General features: G+C 69.9%; 17 protein-coding genes. 10 read left to right on the forward strand and 7 right to left on the reverse strand.

What is annotated here, in order from left to right; translation table 11 throughout:
• The first annotated feature begins 26 nt into the window (after positions 1-26).
• The 9 genes from hisD (at position 27) to hisG (ending at position 8,158) form a co-directional block, all read left to right on the forward strand.
• Positions 27-1,376 (forward strand): histidinol dehydrogenase, encoded by a 1,350-nt coding sequence (gene hisD / locus MLG87_RS03535; protein WP_243293829.1) that lies wholly within the window; start codon positions 27-29, stop codon positions 1,374-1,376.
• Between the two features lie 82 nt (positions 1,377-1,458).
• Entirely contained in the window at positions 1,459-3,234 is a 1,776-nt protein-coding gene (locus MLG87_RS03540; RefSeq protein WP_243293830.1) for an aminotransferase class I/II-fold pyridoxal phosphate-dependent enzyme, read from the forward strand.
• Complete coding sequence (gene hisB, locus MLG87_RS03545) at positions 3,231-3,815, forward strand: imidazoleglycerol-phosphate dehydratase HisB (RefSeq protein WP_243293831.1); 585 nt, start codon at positions 3,231-3,233, stop codon at positions 3,813-3,815. Before MLG87_RS03540 ends, hisB begins: the two co-directional genes overlap by 4 nt.
• Positions 3,812-4,441: an imidazole glycerol phosphate synthase subunit HisH gene (hisH, locus tag MLG87_RS03550; protein ID WP_243293832.1), complete on the forward strand. Its 630-nt coding sequence runs from the start codon at positions 3,812-3,814 to the stop codon at positions 4,439-4,441. The genes hisB and hisH overlap by 4 nt, the downstream gene beginning before the upstream one ends.
• Positions 4,432-5,145 carry a 1-(5-phosphoribosyl)-5-[(5-phosphoribosylamino)methylideneamino] imidazole-4-carboxamide isomerase gene (locus MLG87_RS03555; protein ID WP_243293833.1) on the forward strand — a complete coding sequence of 238 codons (714 nt, stop codon included), beginning with the start codon at positions 4,432-4,434 and terminating at the stop codon, positions 5,143-5,145. Before hisH ends, MLG87_RS03555 begins: the two co-directional genes overlap by 10 nt.
• Positions 5,145-5,897 carry an imidazole glycerol phosphate synthase subunit HisF gene (gene hisF, locus MLG87_RS03560; protein WP_243293834.1) on the forward strand — a complete coding sequence of 251 codons (753 nt, stop codon included), beginning with the start codon at positions 5,145-5,147 and terminating at the stop codon, positions 5,895-5,897. The genes MLG87_RS03555 and hisF overlap by 1 nt, the downstream gene beginning before the upstream one ends.
• A gap of 1 nt (position 5,898) precedes the next feature.
• Positions 5,899-6,546 (forward strand): bifunctional phosphoribosyl-AMP cyclohydrolase/phosphoribosyl-ATP diphosphatase HisIE, encoded by a 648-nt coding sequence (gene hisIE, locus MLG87_RS03565; RefSeq protein WP_243293835.1) that lies wholly within the window; start codon positions 5,899-5,901, stop codon positions 6,544-6,546.
• Positions 6,546-7,514: an ATP phosphoribosyltransferase regulatory subunit gene (locus MLG87_RS03570; protein ID WP_243293836.1), complete on the forward strand. Its 969-nt coding sequence runs from the start codon at positions 6,546-6,548 to the stop codon at positions 7,512-7,514. Before hisIE ends, MLG87_RS03570 begins: the two co-directional genes overlap by 1 nt.
• On the forward strand, positions 7,511-8,158 hold the full coding sequence (hisG, locus tag MLG87_RS03575; protein ID WP_243293837.1) for an ATP phosphoribosyltransferase: 648 nt from the start codon (positions 7,511-7,513) through the stop codon (positions 8,156-8,158). The genes MLG87_RS03570 and hisG overlap by 4 nt, the downstream gene beginning before the upstream one ends.
• Positions 8,159-8,170: 12 nt before the next feature.
• On the opposite strand, the gene MLG87_RS16270 is transcribed toward hisG, so the two are convergent.
• Positions 8,171-8,677, reverse strand: a complete 507-nt coding sequence (locus tag MLG87_RS16270) for a GreA/GreB family elongation factor (RefSeq protein ID WP_243293838.1) — start codon at positions 8,675-8,677, stop codon at positions 8,171-8,173.
• 154 nt (positions 8,678-8,831) lie between these two features.
• Between MLG87_RS16270 and MLG87_RS03585 the strand changes: the two genes are divergently transcribed.
• The gene (locus tag MLG87_RS03585) at positions 8,832-9,776 is read left to right on the forward strand and encodes an ion channel (protein WP_243293839.1); all 945 of its coding nucleotides are present in this window, start codon (positions 8,832-8,834) and stop codon (positions 9,774-9,776) included.
• 14 nt (positions 9,777-9,790) lie between these two features.
• Here MLG87_RS03585 and MLG87_RS03590 read toward each other — a convergent pair whose 3' ends face one another.
• From MLG87_RS03590 to MLG87_RS03615, 6 genes are all read right to left on the reverse strand, one after another.
• Positions 9,791-10,891: a CofH family radical SAM protein gene (locus MLG87_RS03590; protein ID WP_243293840.1), complete on the reverse strand. Its 1,101-nt coding sequence runs from the start codon at positions 10,889-10,891 to the stop codon at positions 9,791-9,793.
• Positions 10,892-10,893: 2 nt separating this feature from the next.
• Positions 10,894-11,058: a hypothetical protein gene (locus MLG87_RS03595; RefSeq protein ID WP_243293841.1), complete on the reverse strand. Its 165-nt coding sequence runs from the start codon at positions 11,056-11,058 to the stop codon at positions 10,894-10,896.
• Positions 11,059-11,132: 74 nt separating this feature from the next.
• Complete coding sequence (gene hpf, locus MLG87_RS03600; RefSeq protein ID WP_243286010.1) at positions 11,133-11,456, reverse strand: ribosome hibernation-promoting factor, HPF/YfiA family; 324 nt, start codon at positions 11,454-11,456, stop codon at positions 11,133-11,135.
• A 68-nt stretch (positions 11,457-11,524) separates the two neighbouring features.
• The gene (gene rpoN, locus MLG87_RS03605; RefSeq protein ID WP_243293842.1) at positions 11,525-13,093 is read right to left on the reverse strand and encodes an RNA polymerase factor sigma-54; all 1,569 of its coding nucleotides are present in this window, start codon (positions 13,091-13,093) and stop codon (positions 11,525-11,527) included.
• On the reverse strand, positions 13,093-13,830 hold the full coding sequence (gene lptB, locus MLG87_RS03610) for an LPS export ABC transporter ATP-binding protein (RefSeq protein ID WP_243286008.1): 738 nt from the start codon (positions 13,828-13,830) through the stop codon (positions 13,093-13,095). Before lptB ends, rpoN begins: the two co-directional genes overlap by 1 nt.
• A gap of 77 nt (positions 13,831-13,907) precedes the next feature.
• Positions 13,908-17,174 (reverse strand): sialidase family protein, encoded by a 3,267-nt coding sequence (locus MLG87_RS03615; RefSeq protein WP_243293843.1) that lies wholly within the window; start codon positions 17,172-17,174, stop codon positions 13,908-13,910.
• Positions 17,175-17,202 lie beyond the last annotated feature (28 nt).

The following is a 17,202-nucleotide window of genomic DNA, read 5'->3' on the forward strand; positions in this document are numbered from 1 at the left end:
GTCAGCCTGTTCCCTTCACCCGAGAGGTGCATAGGTGTTACTTCATCTCCTTCAGTGACCTGACGAACCGGGCAGACGCGCCCGGGCAGGTGAGCGACTGGGTGGCCGCGCTGGCGCGGAACGGGGAGATGGAAGAGGACACGCGGGAGGCCGTCAAGGCCATCCTGGCGGACGTGCGCCGGGATGGCATGAAGGCCGTACTCGACTGGACGTTGCGTCTTGATGGCGTGGCCCTCGACCCCGCCGCCCTGCGCATTCCCGAGGCGACCCTCCAGGCCGCCCGCGCGGACCTGGACCGCCGCCAGCCGGACCTCATGGCCGCCCTGCGGGAGATGATCGCCAATGTCCGCCGGTTCGCGGAGGGCCAGCGCGGCTGCCTGAACGACCTGGAGCTGCCCCTGCCCGGCGGCGGTACCGTGGGCGAGCGCTGGTGCCCCTTGAAGACCGCGGGCGTCTACATCCCCGGCGGGCGGGCCTTCTATCCGTCCACCCTCGCCATGACCGTCATCCCCGCCCAGGTGGCCGGCGTGGGCCGCATCGTGGGCGTCACGCCCCCCAAGCAGCAACCCACCCTGCCCGGCGCCTGGGGTGTGGATCCGCTGGTGCTGGCCTGCGCCGCGGAGCTGGGCCTCACGGAACTCTATCCCTTCGGCGGCGCCCAGGCCCTGGGCTGGCTGGCCTTCGGGGAGCCCGCCGTGGACCTCGTCGCCGGTCCCGGCAACCGCTTCGTGGCCGAGGCCAAGCGCCAGCTCATCGGCACCTGCGGCATCGATGCCCTGGCGGGCCCCACAGAGCTGCTGGTGCTGGCCGACGCCAGCGCCGATCCCGCCTGGCTGGCCGAAGACCTCATGGCCCAAGCCGAGCACGACCCCGACGCCGCCGCCGTGCTGGTGAGCGCCGACCGCGCCCTGCTCAAGGCCGTGGAGACCGAGCTCCGGGCCCGCGTGGAGGCCTCGCCCCGCCACGCCATCCTCGAGCAGAGCCTGGGCGCCCACGGGCGACTGGTCTGCGCCGAGCGCGAGCTGGCCATCGCCCTGGCCCAGGCCTGGGCACCCGAGCACCTCGAGCTCTGCGTCCGCGATCCGGAAGCGTGGCTGCCCGCGCTGACCACCGCCGGAGCCGTCTTCATCGGCAGCGCCAGCGCCGAGGCCTTCGGCGACTACGGCGCCGGGCCCAACCACGTGCTGCCCACGGACCGCAGTGCCCGCTACACCAGCCCCCTGGGCGTGGCCACCTTCCTCAAGCGCCAGAGCCTGCTGCGCCTCTCCGCCGCCGACGCGGCCGCCATGGCCCCCTGGGTCGAGCGGCTCGCCGAGGCCGAGGGTCTGGTCCACCACGGCCGCAGCGCCGGCCTGCGCGGCCATCACCACCCCTAGGGAGCGCCTCCTCGCCGAGCGCTCCGTTCCGCTTCTTCTCCCAAGAGGCCTGGTTTCCTCCTACCCTCATCCCGAGCTGCCCATGTCCTTCCTCCGACCTGACCTTGCCGACCTGCCCGCCTACCGGCGGCCTCCCGAGCCGCCCACGGGCCTCCGCCTGCACATGAACGAGGCCGGGTCCGACTGGCCGGCCGAGGCCCGCGAAGCGCTGCTGGCGCGGCTCCAGTCCATGCCCTTCAACCTCTACCCCGAGCGCCAGGAAGAGCTCACCGAGCGCCTGCGGAAGCGCGTGGGCGCGCCCGAAGGCGGCCTGCTCCTCGGCCCCTCCAGCGGCGCCCTGCTGGACCACGTGGCCATGGCTGGCCTGAGCTTCGGCGACACGGTGGCCATCCCGGATCCGGGCTTCAGCCTCTACCCCATGCTGGTGCGCCGGAACGGCGGCCAGGTGCGCAAGGTGCCCCAGGGTACGGGCTTTCCGCTGGAACCCTGGTTCGAGGCCCTCGACTGCCGGCAGATCTGGCTCACGCTGCCCAACAACCCCACCGGCGCCTGGGTGTCTCCGACGGAACTGGAACCTCTGCTGGCCGCCGCCGCGGCCCGTCCCGAGCCGCCCCTGGTGGTGATGGACGAGGCCTATGCCGAGTTCGCCCCGGCCACCCACCGCCTGGCCGTGGACCGCTACCCGAACGTGGTGCTGCTGCGCACCTTCAGCAAGGCGCTGGCCTCCGCCTCCTGGCGCCTGGGCTACCTCTTGGGCAACCCTGCCCTGGTATCGAAGCTGGCCACGCTGCAGCTGCCCTACTCCATCCCCGCCGCCAGCCTGGAGGCCCTGGACGTGGCCCTGGACTTCGCACCGGCCTTCGAGCCCGCCGTGCGGGCCCTGCCGGAGCGGCGCGACCGACTGGCGACGTCCCTGGCGACGACCCTGCCCGCGCACCGCGTCGCCCCCAGCGCCGGCAACTTCATCCACGTGACGCCGGATCCCTCGGACACGCTGGAAGCCGAGGGCATCAAGGTGCGCCGTCTGCCCGGCACCGGTGCCGCGCGGCTCACCATCGGCACGGAACCGGACACGGCCCGCGTGGCCGCGATCCTGAGCACGCCGCTGCCGAAGCCCGCGCCGCAGCCGCGCCGCCGCCTGCTGGTCCTGGACATCGACGGCGTGCTCATCGACGCCGACCGCAGCTTCCTGGAGGCCGTGGCCCGGGCCCTGGCGGAGCTGCGGCCGGCCCTGCCCTGGTCCGACGGGGCCTACCGCGCCTTCAAGCGCCTGGGCGGCTATAACAACGACTTCCGCCTCGCAGCCGGCGCCCTGGCCCTGGCCGAGGTGTATGGCGACGTGGACCTCCAGCCCGTGATCGAAGCAGCGGACGGCTGCGGCTTCCCGGAGCTGGATGCGCGCACTGAGACCCTGGAGCCCTCGGCGCAGGTCCTGGTGCAGAAGCACTACGCCGACACTATCCGCCTGGAGCGCCCCTTGGTGGACTTGGCCGAACTGCAGGCCACGGGCTGGGAGCTGGCGGTACTCACGGGGCGACCACCCGAAGAGCTGGACCTGGCCTGGAAGGTGCTGGGCTTCTCGCTGCCCGCGGTCTGCGACGCCGCGCCCCACCTGCGGAAGCCCGAGCCCGCGGGCCTCCTGCAGCTGGCGGACGCGTACCGGGCCGAAGAGGTCGTCTTCGCGGGAGACACCATCGATGATGCCCGCTGCCTGCGCGCCGCTGTGGCCTTGAAGCCCGAGGTGGCCTGGCGCTTCGCGGCCCTCGGTCCCGATCGCGCCCGTTTCGCTGCGACAGGGGATGTCCAATCCGGAACCCTCCGCGACATCCTGCCCACCCTGACTCAGGAGCAGCCATGAGAACCGCCAGCCTGACCCGCGCCACCGCCGAGACCCAGGTGAAGCTCAGCCTCTCTCTCGATGGAGGCGAAGCCCGCATCCGCACCGGTCTGGGCTACTTCGACCACATGCTGATGCAGCTCGCGAAGCACGGGGGCTTCGGCCTCGAGGTGGAAGCCTCTGGCGACCTGCCCGTGGACAGCCACCACCTGGTGGAGGACGTGGGCCTCTGCCTTGGCGAGGCCCTGAAGACGGCCCTGGGCGACCGGGCCGGCCTCGCGCGCTTCGCTCACGCCTACGTGCCCCTGGACGAGGCCCTGGCCCGGGTGGTGGTGGACCTCTCGGGACGGCCCTGGTGCGAGTTCCACGCGGACCTTCCGCCCGTGATCCTCGGCGACGGCTTCCAGGTGGAGATGGTCCGGGAGTTCTTCATCGCGCTCGCCATGCGCGGCGGCCTAGCCATCCACGCGGACCTGATCCGCGGCGTGAACACTCACCACAAGGTCGAGGCCCTCTTCAAGGCCCTGGCCAGGGCCCTGCGCCAGGCCACCCGCGCCGAAGGCTCGGGCGTGCCCTCTACCAAGGGGACCCTGTCCGCATGAGCTCCCTCACCCTCATCGACTATGACGCGGGGAACCTCGCGTCCCTGGAGGGTGCCCTGGAGCGCCTGGGCTTCCCCTTCGTCCGCGCCGCCTCTCCGGATCAGGCCGCGGAAGCGGGCCCCATCGTCCTGCCTGGCGTGGGGCACTTCGAGGCCGCCCAGCGCTCCCTCCGGGACCGGGGCTGGTGGTCCGCGCTGCCGGGACTGGTGGCCGACGGCCGGCCCCTGCTGGGCATCTGCCTGGGGCTCCAGCTGCTGGCCGAAGGCAGCGAAGAAGCCCCCGGCATCCCCGGACTGGGCCTCATCCCCGGCCTCGTCCGGCGGCTGGGCCCCGGCGTGAAGGTCCCCCACATGGGCTGGGGCCAGGTGCGCCAGGCCCGTCCGCACCCAGCCCTCCCGGATCCCGATGGGGCCTGGCTCTACTTCGTGCACAGCTACGCCCTGGAACCCGCGGATGACACCCTGCTGGTCGCCGAGCACGGCCGCCCCTTCACGGCGGCCGAGGTCCGAGGCCGGGTGATGGGCTTCCAGCCCCACCCGGAGAAGTCCGGGCCCGACGGCCTGCGGCTGCTCCGCGCTGCGCTCGCCTGGATGGGTGCAGCCGCTCAGGAGGCGTCATGCAGCTGATCCCGAGCCTGGACCTGATGGAGGGTCGCCTGGTGCGGCTGCGGCACGGCGACCGCAGCCAGGCCACCTTCTACGACTTCACGCCCGAAGCCTGGGTGGAGCGCCTCGTCGCGGCCGGCGCCCGGCGCATCCACCTGGTGGACCTCGACGGCGCCTTCGGCGGCCCCCGCCAGGGCGCCTTCACGAGCTTCCCCGCCCGCTTTCCGCAGGTCCGCTTCCAGCTGGGGGGCGGCCTGCGGGATCGCGCCGCCATCGAGGCGGTGCTGGCCCTGGGCTTCGATGCCGTGGTGGGCACCCTGGCCGTGGAGCAGCCCTCGGCCCTGAAGGGCCTCCCGGGCGACCGCATCGTGGCGGCCCTGGACCTCAAGGGCCAGCGTATCGTCACCCGGGGCTGGCAGGCCCCCAGCGCCTGCGAGTCCACGGACGTCTTCGAGGCGCTGCTCACCCTGGGCTTCGACCGGGCCCTGGTCACGGACGTGAGCCGTGACGGCACGCTGGAGGGGCCGGGCCTGGAGGCCGCGGCCTGGGTGGCCCGGGAGGGCTTCCGAGTGCAGGCCTCCGGCGGCGTGAAGGACCTCTCGGACCTGCCTGCGTTGGCTGCGCTGCCGGGCGTGGTGGGCGCCATCAGCGGCAAGGCGCTCATGGAGGGCTTCATCCCGCTCGACGACCCGCGCACCCGCGCCGCCCTGGCAGGAGGCGCCTGATGCCCGCCAAGCGCGTCATCCCCTGCCTCGACGTGAAGAACGGCCGCGTCGTGAAGGGCATCCAGTTCAAGCAGCTCCGCGACCTGGGCCATCCCGTAGAGCTGGCCCGGCGCTACGACCAGGAGAGCGCGGACGAGCTGGTCTTCCTCGACATCGCCGCCTCCCTGGAGAACCGCGGCACGCGGGAAGCCTGGGTCCGCGACGTGGCCCGGGAGCTGAGCATCCCCTTCACCGTGGGCGGCGGCGTGTCCAGCGTGGACGACGCCCGCAGCCTGCTGCGCGCCGGCGCCGACAAGGTGGCCGTGAACACGGCCGCCGCCCTGCGCCCGGAGCTCGTGGCCGAGCTCGCGGACGCCTTCGGGGCCCAGTGCGTGGTGGCGGCCGTGGACGTGAAGCGTGACGCCGACCTCGGGTGGCGCGTCTACCTGAAGGGCGGCTCCGCGCCCACGGAGCGCTCCGCCGTGGACTGGCTCTGGGAGCTCAACGACCTGGGCGCGGGCGAGATCCTGCTCACCTCCATGGATCGGGACGGCACCGGCGACGGCTTCGACCTGCCGCTGCTGGACCTGGCCTCGGACCTGCCCATCCCCCTCATCGCCTCCGGCGGCGCGGGGCAGGAATCCCACTTCCTGGAGGCTCTGGCACACGGCGCTGACGCCGTGCTGGCCGCCACGCTCTTCCACGAGGGCATCCTGCCCATCCCCCGCCTCAAGGCCTACCTCGCCCAGCAGGGCCTCTCCATCCGGATCTGACATGGACCTCGATACGCTCCGCTACGATTCCCAAGGCCTCATCCCCGGCATCGTGCAGGACCGCGCCGGCGAGGTGCGCATGGTGGCCTGGCTCAACCGCGAGTCCCTTCAGCTCACCCTCGACACCGGCTTCGTCACCTTCTGGAGCCGCTCCCGCCAGGCCCTCTGGGTGAAGGGCGAAAGCAGCGGGAACAGGCTCCAGGTGGTCCAGATCCGCCCGGACTGCGATTCGGATGCCCTGCTCATCCTCGCGGAGCCCGAGGGCCCGAGCTGCCATCGCGGCACCCGCAGCTGCTTCGATGCCGCTCCCGAAGGAGGCCAGGCCCCCGGCCCGTGGCCCGCCACCCTTCCCTGGCTTGGACGCCTCGAAGCTCTGCTGACCTCCCGCAAGGCGCTGGCGGATGTGGACGGCAGCTACACCCAGAGGCTCTTCGCCCAGGGCGTGGACCGCATTGCCAAGAAGGTGGTGGAGGAGGCCGGCGAGGTGGTCATCGCCGCCAAGAACGACGACCGCGGCGAGTTCCTCGGCGAGGCCGCGGACCTGCTGTTCCACCTCGACATGCTGCTGCTCGAGCGCGGCGCGAGCCTGCTGGACGTGGTGGAGGTGCTCCACCGCCGCCACGCCGACCGCACGGGAGGGCCCGCCTGATGGCCGTCCGCACGCCCCACTTCCCCGACCTCCTCTTCAACTCCGCCGCCCGGCTCCGCCGCTGGGAAGGCACCCTCATGGGCCACTTCGCGGCCCACGGCTACCGCGAGCTGCATCCCTCCCTCGTCCTGCGCGAAGCGGTGCCCGAAGGCGCCCTACGCTTCTTCGACGGCGACGAGCTGGTGGCCCTGCGCTGGGACTTCACCGTGGCCCTGGCAGGCCTCCTCACCCGCACTTTCCCCGCGCCGCCGGACCGCGTGACCTATGCCGGCGCCGTGTTCCGGCGGCCCGTGCAGCCCTGGGAGGCGGTGGAGCGTTTCGAGGTGGGCTGCGAGCGCATCCAGCCCGAGGGCGAGCCTTCGGCGGAAGCGGACGTGGAGCTGGCCCGCATGCTCATGGCCGTGCCCGGCCTCCTGGGCCTGAAGAGCGCCATCCTCCACCTGGGCAACGCGGCCCTGGTGCGCCGCCCCCTGGAAGCCGAGGGCCTGTTCGGCGAGCTGGCGGATGCTGTGGTGGCGGCCCTCTCCCGCCGCGCGCCCCACCGCGTGCGGGAGGCCCTGGACGGCCATCCTTCTGCCGCACGGCTGACGGCCCACGCCGAAGCCCTGCTCTCTGAGCTCGACGGCCCCGGAACCCTGGGCGCCCTGGCCTCCAGCCCCTATGCGACCCTGCTGGAGGAGGAAATGCACCACATGGACCGTGCCCTCCAGGCTCTGCTGCCCATCCTCCCGCCCAACCTGGAGCTTCGCGTGGACCTGGCGGACGTGGCCGGACTCGGCTTCTACACCGGTCCCACCCTGCGGCTGTGGGCCCCCGGCGCCCAGCAGGAACTCGCCGCGGGCGGCCGCTACGACCGCCTCTTCCCGGGACTGGGCCGCCCCTGGCAGGCTGCGGGCTTCTGTGTTCGCCTGTCCCGCCTGCTCGACCTGGCCGCCACCCGCCCCGACCTCTTCGAGGAACCCCGATGAACCAGACCCTGCTCATCGCCTTCCCCAAGGGCCGGCTCGGCGACGAGCTGGTACCCCTGCTGGCGGGCACGCCTCTGGCCCTCGATGCGGCGGCGCTGAAGTCCCGCGTCCTGCGCATCCCCACGGCCACCTCCGGCGTGGCGGCCCTGCTGCTCAAGGGCGCGGACCTGCCCCGCTACGTGGCCGCCGGCGTGGCTTCGCTGGGCATCGTAGGCTCGGACACGCTGGACGAGATGGACATGGACCTGCTGGAGCTGGCGGACCTGGGCTTCGGCGCCTGCCGCCTGTCGCTGTGCGCCAAGGCGGGTGTCAGCCTGGAGGACCTGCGGGCCAAGCCCCACCTGCGCCTGGCCACCAAGTTCCCCAAGGCCACGGAGACCTGGCTGGCCCGCGAGGACCTCACCGCCGAGCTGGTGCCCCTCAGCAGCAGCGCCGAGCTGGCGCCCCTGCTGGGCCTGGCGGACGCCATCGTGGACCTGGTGCAGACCGGCGGCACCCTCAAGGCCCACGGCCTCGTGGAAACCGCCATCCTCGGCCACTCCTCCGCCCGCCTCGTGGCCGCCCGCGGCGCCTACCTCAGCGAGCCCGGCCGCATCCGTCCCCTGGCGGAGATGCTGCTCGGGGCGCTGAAGGCTAAGCCCTAGATCTGGCGCAGATCACTCCGATGCACCCGGACGGACGCTGAGGATCTCCAGGCGCATCGTCCCGGCAGGTCGCCGCCACACGACCTCGTCGCCGGATTCCGCGTTCAGCAGAGCCTCGCCCAGCGGCGAGACCCAGCTGACCTTCCCCCGGGAAGGATCGGCTTCGTCCTCACCGACAAGGGTGTACGTCGTGATGACGCCGGCTTCGTCGCAGACCTCCACGGTGGCCCCGAAGTGCACCCGGTCCCTCGACTTGCCGTCGGGGGTCACCAGGACGGCGCGGTTCAAGCGTTCCTGGTAGTAGCGCAGGTCGCGCTGGACGATGGCCAGCTCCTGGGGGTTGGCCAGCTTGCCCTCCGCCAGCAGCCGGCTCTGGCGCGCCTCCAGGCCCTCCTTCAGGCCCTGCAGCTGTCGGAGCCCGGCGGGCGTCACGTAGTTCGTGTGGGGGCTCTGGGGTCGGTCGGGCAGGACCTCGGGGCGCCCCGTGTCATCCGGATCCTTGATGAAGGCTCGATTCACCGTGTTGCTCTGAAATCAGTTGGGAAGGGCATCCAGGGGTGCGTCCCTGGAAGGTCGCAGCCCATGGTGAGTCCTGCGGCCGGACCAGATCAAGCCCCGGAGGCCCAGAACCGGTTCCGGAGGCTACACTCAGGGATTTCCCATTCAGGACACCATGGACTCCCACCTCCGCCGAACGCCCATCGATGACGACCTGGGCCTAGGCCTCCAGGCCGGCCGCGAACGCGGGGTCAACAAGGACGGCTCCTTCAACGTCCGCCGCATGGGCCTGCCACGCTTCCGCCCCTACGACCTCTACCACCACCTCATCACCATGGGCTGGGGGCGTTTCCTGGGGCTGCTGTTCCTGGCCTTCCTCGTCACCAATGCCATCTTCGCCTTGATCTACCTGGGCATCGGCATGGAACAGTTCACCCGCCAGGGGGGCATGGCATTCCGGGAGCGGCTGCAGGACGCATTCTTCTTCAGCGCCCAGACCCTCACCACGGTGGGTTACGGCCACATCAGCCCCCACGGGTTCCTCGCCAACGCGGTCGCCGCGCTGGAATCGCTCCTGGGCCTCCTGAGCTTCGCCCTGGCCACGGGCCTCCTCTACGGACGGTTCTCCCGACCCCAGGCGTGCCTGCGGTTCAGCAACCTCGCTGTGATGGCCCCCTACCAGGACTTCGCCGGCTTCATGTTCCGTCTCGTGAACATGCGCAGCAACGAGCTCATCGAGGTGGAGGCCACGGTGAGCCTGTCTCTCCAGGATCCGGCCTCGACCACGCGGCGCTTCATGCTGCTGCCTCTGGAACGTCCGAAGATCCACCTGTTCCCCTCCAGCTGGACGGTCGTGCACCCCATCGATGAGGCCAGCCCCCTGTTCGGCATGACCGAGGCGGACCTCCGCCATGCCAAGGCGGAATTCATCGTCCTCATCAAGGCCTTCGACGACACCTTCTCACAGACCATCTACGCCCGGACGTCATACACCGCCGACGAGGTCCGCTGGACGGCCCGGTTCAGGCCCATGGCCTTCATCGGGCCGGACGGCATGACCGAGATGGATGTGGCGCGCCTGGACGCCGTGGAGGACCTGGCTCCCGCCCCCCGGAGCTGATCACGGGGGCGGGCTCAGCCCTGGACTTCGCCGTAGATGTTGTCCCGCTGCCAGGGCTCGTAGCCGGCGGCGCGGATCATGCGGGTCATCTCGTCCTTGTTCACGCTGTAGCAGGTGCCCGCCGCGCTGACGACGTTCTCCTCGAGCATGAGGCTGCCCATGTCGTCGCAGCCGTAGTGCAGGGCCACCTGGCCGGTCTTGCGGCCCATGGTGACCCAGCTGCTCTGGATGTGCGCGAAGTTGTCGAGGAAGATGCGCGCCACGGCGATGGTGCGGAGGTACTCCACGTCCGTGGGCTTGGGTACCTTGCCTTCCCAGGGCGTGTGGCCGCTCTGGAAGGGCCAGGCGGCGAAGGCCGTGTAGCCGCCGCCATTGTTCCGTGCCAGAGCCCGGTCCTGCTGGTCGCGCAGGGCCTCCAGGTGCTCGATGCGCTCAGCCATCGTCTCCGTGATGCCGAACATCATGGTGCCCGTGGTCTTCACGCCCTCCTCGTGGGCCGCCTCCATCACCTCCAGCCACTTGTCGCGGCCGCCCTTGAGGGGCGCGATCTTCTTGCGGATGCGGTCCACCAGGATCTCGGCACCGCCGCCGGGGATGGAGCCGAGGCCCGCCTCGCGCAAGTCCGCGATGGTCTTGCCCAGGGTTTGGCCGCTCAGCTTCGCCATCATCTGGATCTCCACCGGCGAGAAGCCGTGGACCCAGATGCCCAGGTCGTGGTGGAGGTAGCGCACCAGGTCCAGGTAGTAGTCCCAGGGCAGGTCGGGGTTCACGCCGCCCTGCAGCAGAAAGCCGGTGCCGCCGATGGCCTGGGTCTCCTCCGCCTTCTGCTTGAGTTGTTCCTTGGTGAGCACGTAGCCGCGGCTGTCCCCGGGCTTGTGGTAGAAGGCGCAGAACGTGCAGTAGACGTTGCAGACGTCCGTGTAGTTCACGTTGCGGTCGATGACATAGCTCACGCGACGGGGATCGTTGTGGCGATCCCGGGCGGCGGTGGCGGCCACGGCCAGATCGGGCAGTTCCGCCCGCTCCATGAGCACCAGGGCTTCTGCGGCGGACACGCGACGGCCCTGGAGGACGCCCTCCAGGATCGCCTCGGGGGTATCGAGGGTCTTCAGCATGCCTAGACCTGGTACCCCATGACCTGGAGGCAGCGGCGGCAGACGCACTCCTGACCAGGGACGCCGTGCTGGAAGTGCTCCAGCGTGTAGGGATTGCGGCACTTCTCGCAGATCTGGGTGGGCTCGGTGGTGGTCTTCGGGGCGTAGAGATGGGTGGGATCGGGCATGGCGGACTCCGGAACCTCCAGGATATCAAAGGCGGTCCCGGAGGACCGCCTTTGATTCGGAAACGCGGGAATGGCTACTCTTCGACGGCGCCGGCCTTGGCGCTTTCGTGGGGCCGGTCGTTGCGCTTGCCTTGGTGCTTGTGCGCCTGCACGTCGAGCTTCTCGATGGCCTGCGTGATGCTGGCATACATGTCAGCGGTCGTGGCCGAGGCCACAAAGGCGTTGGCGCGGGTTTTCAGCGTGATCTCCGCCTCATGACGGTGCTTCTCCACACCCAGGATCACATGGACGTCGATGATGTCGTCCAGATAGGTGGCCATCTTATCCAGCCGCTCTTTGGTGAACTGCTTGAGGGGCTCGGTGAGCTCCACGTGACGGCCGGTGTAGTGGACCTTCATGGGACACTCCTGAAAGGGGCCGGGCGGCCCGGGAATCATGGAACCGGCGCAGGAGGGGCCGCGGCCCGCTACCGGCGTCGACGCTGGGAGGCCGGAGGAATCTTGAGTTCCTCGCGGTACTTGTTCACCGTGCGGCGGGCCACCTTGATGCCGTCCCGCTCGAGCAGGCCGGCGATGGCCTCGTCGGACAGCGGCTTGGCAGGGTCCTCGGCCTGCACGAACGCCTTGATGCGATGTTTGACCACGGTGGCGGAGATGTCCGAATCCTTCGGGCGCGCCGAGAAGAAGTAGTTCAGGTCGTAGAGGCCCTGGGGCGTGTGGATGGTCTTCGCCTTCACCACCCGGCTGATGGTGCTCTCGTGGAAGCCCGTGGCCTCGGCCACGTCGCGCAGCACCATGGGGCGCAGGCTCTCGATGCCGTGCTCGAGGAATTCCTTCTGGAGTTCCACGATCTGCGCGGAGACCCGCAGCACGGTGCGGTTGCGATCCTCCACGCCCCGGATGAAGTCCCGCGCGCTGCGGAAGCGCTCGCGGATGAAATCCTTGTCGGACTTGGCCTCGCTGGAGGCCAGGAACCGCTGGTAGTCGCCGTTCACGCGCAGGCGGGGGAGGCCCTCATCGTTGAGGTAGATCTTCCAGTTCCCGTCCTCGCCCTTGAGCACCACCACGTCGGGCTTCACCACCCGCTCGCCCTCGGGATCGAAGGCCCGTCCCGGCGAGGGGTTGAGGTGCTTGAGCTGGTCCATGGCCACGCACAGCTCCGCGTCCGTGCAAGCCAGGGCTCGGCGCAGCTTGGCGCTGTCCCGCTGGGCCAGCAGGGCGGAGTGGTCGTGGATGATGCGCACCGCCAGGTCGTCGGGCTCGGCGCCGGCGTGACGGAGCTGGAGCAGCAGGCTCTCCTGCACGGTGAAACAGCCGATGCCCGAGGGATCGAACTCCTGGAGCACGTCGAGGGCTCCGCGCAGGGCCTCTTCCGTGACGCCCATGTCCGCCGCCAATGCGGCGGGCGTGGTCTCCACGGAGGGTTGATCCGGATCCAGGCGCAGGAAACCTTTGGGGTCCAGACGGTCGATCAGGCGCTCCACCAGGGCTGCGCGGGGATCCTCGTGTTCCAGGGTTTCGTAGAGCTGACCCACCAGATGGTCCTGGAGCGATTCATTGGCGCTGAGGCGGTCCTCCCAGGAGAGGCGATCTTCCTCCGGCAGGTTGCTGGTGCGCGGGAGATCCTGGTCCCAGCTGTTCTCCGCGCCCAGCTCGGTCTCCTGGACCTGGGCCACGCCCTCTTCCGTGAACTTCTCCAGGTCGCTCTCGGGGTTCATCTCACCCGCCGCATCCAGGATCGGTCCCAGATCCATGGTGTCCACCCCTTCGGGCAGTTCCACGCCCTCGGCGGCCTGGTCGGAGGTGGCTTCCGTCACATCCGAATCGCGCCCTTCCTCGATGGCCTCGAGGGTTGGCACTTCGTCGCTGTCGTCGGCCAACTCCAGCAGCGGGTTGTCCTCGAGCTCGCGCTCGATGGTCTGCGACAGCTCCTGCAGGTTCATCTGCCACAGCTTGAGCTTCAGCTGCATGGCGGGCGTCAGCGCAAGGGTCTGGCTCTGGGCCAGCCGCTGGGAGAGGTAGGGGCCCGCCGCCATCAGTCCAACCTGAACCGGTCGCCCAGGTAGACCCGGCGGATGTCCGGATCCTCTGCGATCTCGCTGGGCAAGCCGTGTTTCATGATCATCCCGTCCGCCAAGATATAGGCCCTGTCGGCGATCTGCAAGGTCTCGCGGACATTGTGATCCGTGATGAGAACGCCAATGCCTCGCGCCTTGAGGTCATCGATGAGGCCCTGGATCTCCAGCACGGACTTGGGATCCACGCCGGCGAAGGGCTCGTCCAGGAGCATGATCCGGGGTTCGGTCACGAGGGCGCGTGCCAGCTCGCAGCGCCGTCGCTCGCCGCCGGAGAGGCTCATGCCCAGCGTGTCGCGCACCTTGCCCAGGTGAAAATCGGCCAGAAGCCGCTCACAGCGGTCCTTCTGCTCCGCCTTCGGGATGGGCTGCAATTCCGCCAGCGCCATGAGATTTTCCCACACCGTCAAACCCCGGAACACGCTGGATTCCTGAGCCAGGTAGCCGATGCCCAGCCGCGCCCGCCGGTGCATGGGCAACGCCGTCACGTCCTGGCCCAGCCACCGGATGTCCCCGCGGTCCGGGGCCTCCACACCCACCACCATGTAGAAGGTCGTCGTCTTGCCCGCGCCGTTCGGCCCCAGCAGTCCCACCACTTCGCCCATGCCCACACAGAGGCTCACGTCCCGCACCACGGTGCGGTCGCCATATCGCTTCTGGAGGTTCACGGCCTCGAGGCAGGGGGTGGGCTCTGTCATGGTTCTATCAGAACATACTGCCCCGCCTGATGGCGCCGAAGGCGCGCGCCGGGGCCGGCGCGCGGAAGGGATAAGCTTCAGCGGAGGGCGCGGCCGGGGGTGTATGGGGCCTTGGCGGCATCCAGGCTCTCTTCCAGAGTCCTGAGTGCCGCCTGCGCTGTGTCGAACCGGCTCTGGAAGGCCTTCAAGCCATCCTCGGCCCAGGCCAGGTTCTGGCGCTGGGTGCCGGTGGGAAGCTGCGTGGTGGCCCATACGCTGCCGGTCACCTCGCGGATGCGACCCACGATGCCCGGGGCCGTGGGTTCCTGGTACCTGGCCACGGTGGCGTCTCCACTGAGGAGGGTGCGCAGGTCCTTCAGCTCCCCATGGAGCTTCCTCGCCTGCTCCAGCCGCGTCGCGTCGGCGGTGGGCGTCTCCAGCAGCGCCTTCCGGATAAAATCGAGGCGGGTCTGGATCTCGCTCAGCCGCTCGGAAGCGCCCATGGCTCGGCGCTGGGCCTCGCCCATGCGAGCACAGAAGGCGCTGTATTCAGTCCACTGGGCTGCGGTGAGGCGGTCGGCGTCGAGGGGTTTCACGTCGAACGCGACGGGACCTGCCACGGGCTTCAGCACGCCATCCACCTGGAAAGAGAGGGTGGCCTGGTAGCGCCCCGGCGCCGCGAGGGCGCCATGATCGCCGTAGTCCCAGGGATCCCGGTCGCCCGCGGCCTTCAGGCGGATGGGAGACGGGTCCTGGAGGCGGAGGTCCCACGCCAGGCGGTGAAGCCCCTTCTCAGGCTCTGCGGCGAGGCGCCGGACGACCTGCCCGTCGCCCGCGGCGATGGTCAGCACCACCGCGGGCGGGATCTCCCTGTCCTCGGCGCGGAGCGCGTCCCAGGCGGGAATGGCGGGATCCTGGCCGGCCTTGGCGGCCTCCTTCTCCTTCTCGTGGCGCTGGTTCTTCAGGGCCTTCGGCTCCTCCTTCACGTGGTAGGTGAAGACGGCACCGAAGGGCGGATTGGGCGAGAGGAAAAGCGAGTCGCCCTGGAAGGATTTCCCGGGCCCGCCGAACGGGACAGCGGGGATGTAGGCCTGGGCGGGCCTCAGGTTGTAGAGGTGCGCTTCGGTCGCGAAGTCCTCCGGCTTGGCCTCGCGCAGGGCGGTCAGGTCATCAAGGATGAAGAAGCCGCGCCCGAACGTGGCCACCACCAGATCACCCTCCCGCTCCTGGATGGCCAGATCCTTCACGGCGATGCTCGGAAGCTTGGAGAACTTCGACCAGGACTTGCCGGCGTCGAGGCTGAAGAAGAGGCCGAACTCCGTGCCGCAGTAGAGCAGGCCCTCCCGGGCCGGGTCCTCGCGCACGGTGTAGACGCTGCCCCGCTCGGGGAGCCCGGCGGCAATGGATTCCCAGGTGCGCCCGCGGTCCCGAGAACGCAGCAGGTAGGGCCGGAAGTCGCCGGTCTTGTGGTTGTCGAAGGCCGCGTACACAGTGCCGGCCTGATGGGGACTCGCCGACAGGCAGGACACGTAGGTCAGGTCGGGCACGCCGGGAAACCGGTCCGTCTTGTGCCAGGCCTTGCCGCCGTCTTCGCTGACCTGGAGCAGGCCATCGTCCGTGCCCACGTAGAGCAGGCCCTCCGCTTTGGGGCTCTCCGCCAGCGAAACGATGTTGCCGAAGAAGCTGGTGGAGGTATTGCGGGCCACGGCGTCCACGCCCCACACCTTGTCCATGATCTTGAGGCGGCTGCGGTCGATCTTCCGCGTCAGGTCCGGGCTCACGGCGGCCCAGTTGTCTCCCCGGTCGTCGCTGCGGAAGAGCTTCTGGGCGGCGAAGTAGAGGCGCTTCCCGCTGTGGGGACTGATCAGCAGCGGGGCATCCCAGTTCCAGCGGAAGGGCTCCTCGCCGGGTGCGGGCTGGGGTTGGAGCTCCACCCGCTCGCCCGTGCGGCGATCGAAGCGGGCCAGGCCGCCGTACTGGCTTTCGGAGTACACGGTGTTCGGATCGTCCGGATCCACCTGGCTGTAGAACCCATCCCCGCCCTGGGTCACGAACCAGTCCTGGTTGGTGGAGCCGTGCAGATTCCGCGTGCGGCTGGGTCCGCCCATGGAGAAGTTGTCCTGGGTGCCGCCGTAGATGGTGTAGAAGGGCTTCGCGTTGTCGACGGCCACCCGGTAGTACTGGATGACCGGCAGGTTGGCGGTGAAGACCCAGGTGGCGCCCCGGTCCCGGCTCTCGTACAGGCCGCCGTCGCATCCGGCGAGCAAGTGGTCGCTGTTCGCTGGGTCGATCCACAGCGCGTGGTTGTCCACGTGCTTGTGCTTCTCCCCCACGCGGCGCCAGGTCTTGCCGCCGTCCTCGGTCACCTGCATCCAGGTGTCCATGGAATACACGCGCTGGGGATCCTTCGGGTCGCAGAAGAGTTCCTGGTAGTACTGCGCGCTGCCGGAGACCTGCTCGTTACGGCGCTCCCAGGTGCGGCCCCCATCCTTGCTCCGGAAGAAGCCCCCGGCCTTGTTGGCGGCCTCGATGGTGGCGTAGACCGTGTCCGGCTCGCCTTCGGGAACCGCCAGGCCGATGCGGCCCATGTCCTCCTTGGGCAGGCCGTCCTTGAGCCGGGTCCAGGTCTGGCCGCCATCCAGGCTCTTGTGGATGCCGCTGCCCGGGCCACCGTCGATCATGCCCCAAACGTGGCGCCGCCGCTGGTAGGTGGCCGCGTAGAGGACGTCAGGATGCCGCGGGTCCATCACCACGTCGGTGACGCCCGTGTGCGCGTCGACCGTCAGCACGGCCTTCCAGGTCTTGCCGCCGTCGGTGGTCTTGTAGAGCCCACGCTCCCCGCCGTCGTTCCAGAGGGGCCCCTGCGCAGCCACGAAGACCACCTGGCTGTTGCGCGGATCCACGAGGATCTTCGCGATGTGCTCGCTGGTCTTGAGCCCCATGTTCTCCCAGTGCTTCCCTCCGTCGAGGCTGCGGTACACGCCGTCGCCGTAGGCCACCGAGCGTTGGGAGTTGTTCTCACCGGTGCCCACCCACACCGTGTTCGGGTCATGAGGGTCCACGGTCACGCACCCGATGGAGAAAGAACCTTCTTTGTCGAAGAGGGGCGTCCAGGTGGCGCCGGCGTTCACGGTCTTCCAGACCCCGCCGGAGGCCACGGCCACGTACCAGGTGTCCGGCCTGTGGGGATCGACGGCGATGTCCGACACCCGTCCCGACGTGACCGCCGGCCCCAGGTTCCGGAGGGGCATATCCACCAGGGGCGAGTCCTTCCGGGCCTGCGCGGCCTTGGACGGCGGGGCCGCCAGCACCGGCACGACCGCCAGAAGAAGGGCCAGGGATGGCAGGGACCGGAACCGGTTCATGGTGCCTCCTAATACGATGTCTAACCCA

The organism is Geothrix mesophila, from assembly GCF_022808835.1.
GTDB classification, from domain to species: Bacteria; Acidobacteriota; Holophagae; order Holophagales; family Holophagaceae; genus Geothrix; species Geothrix paludis.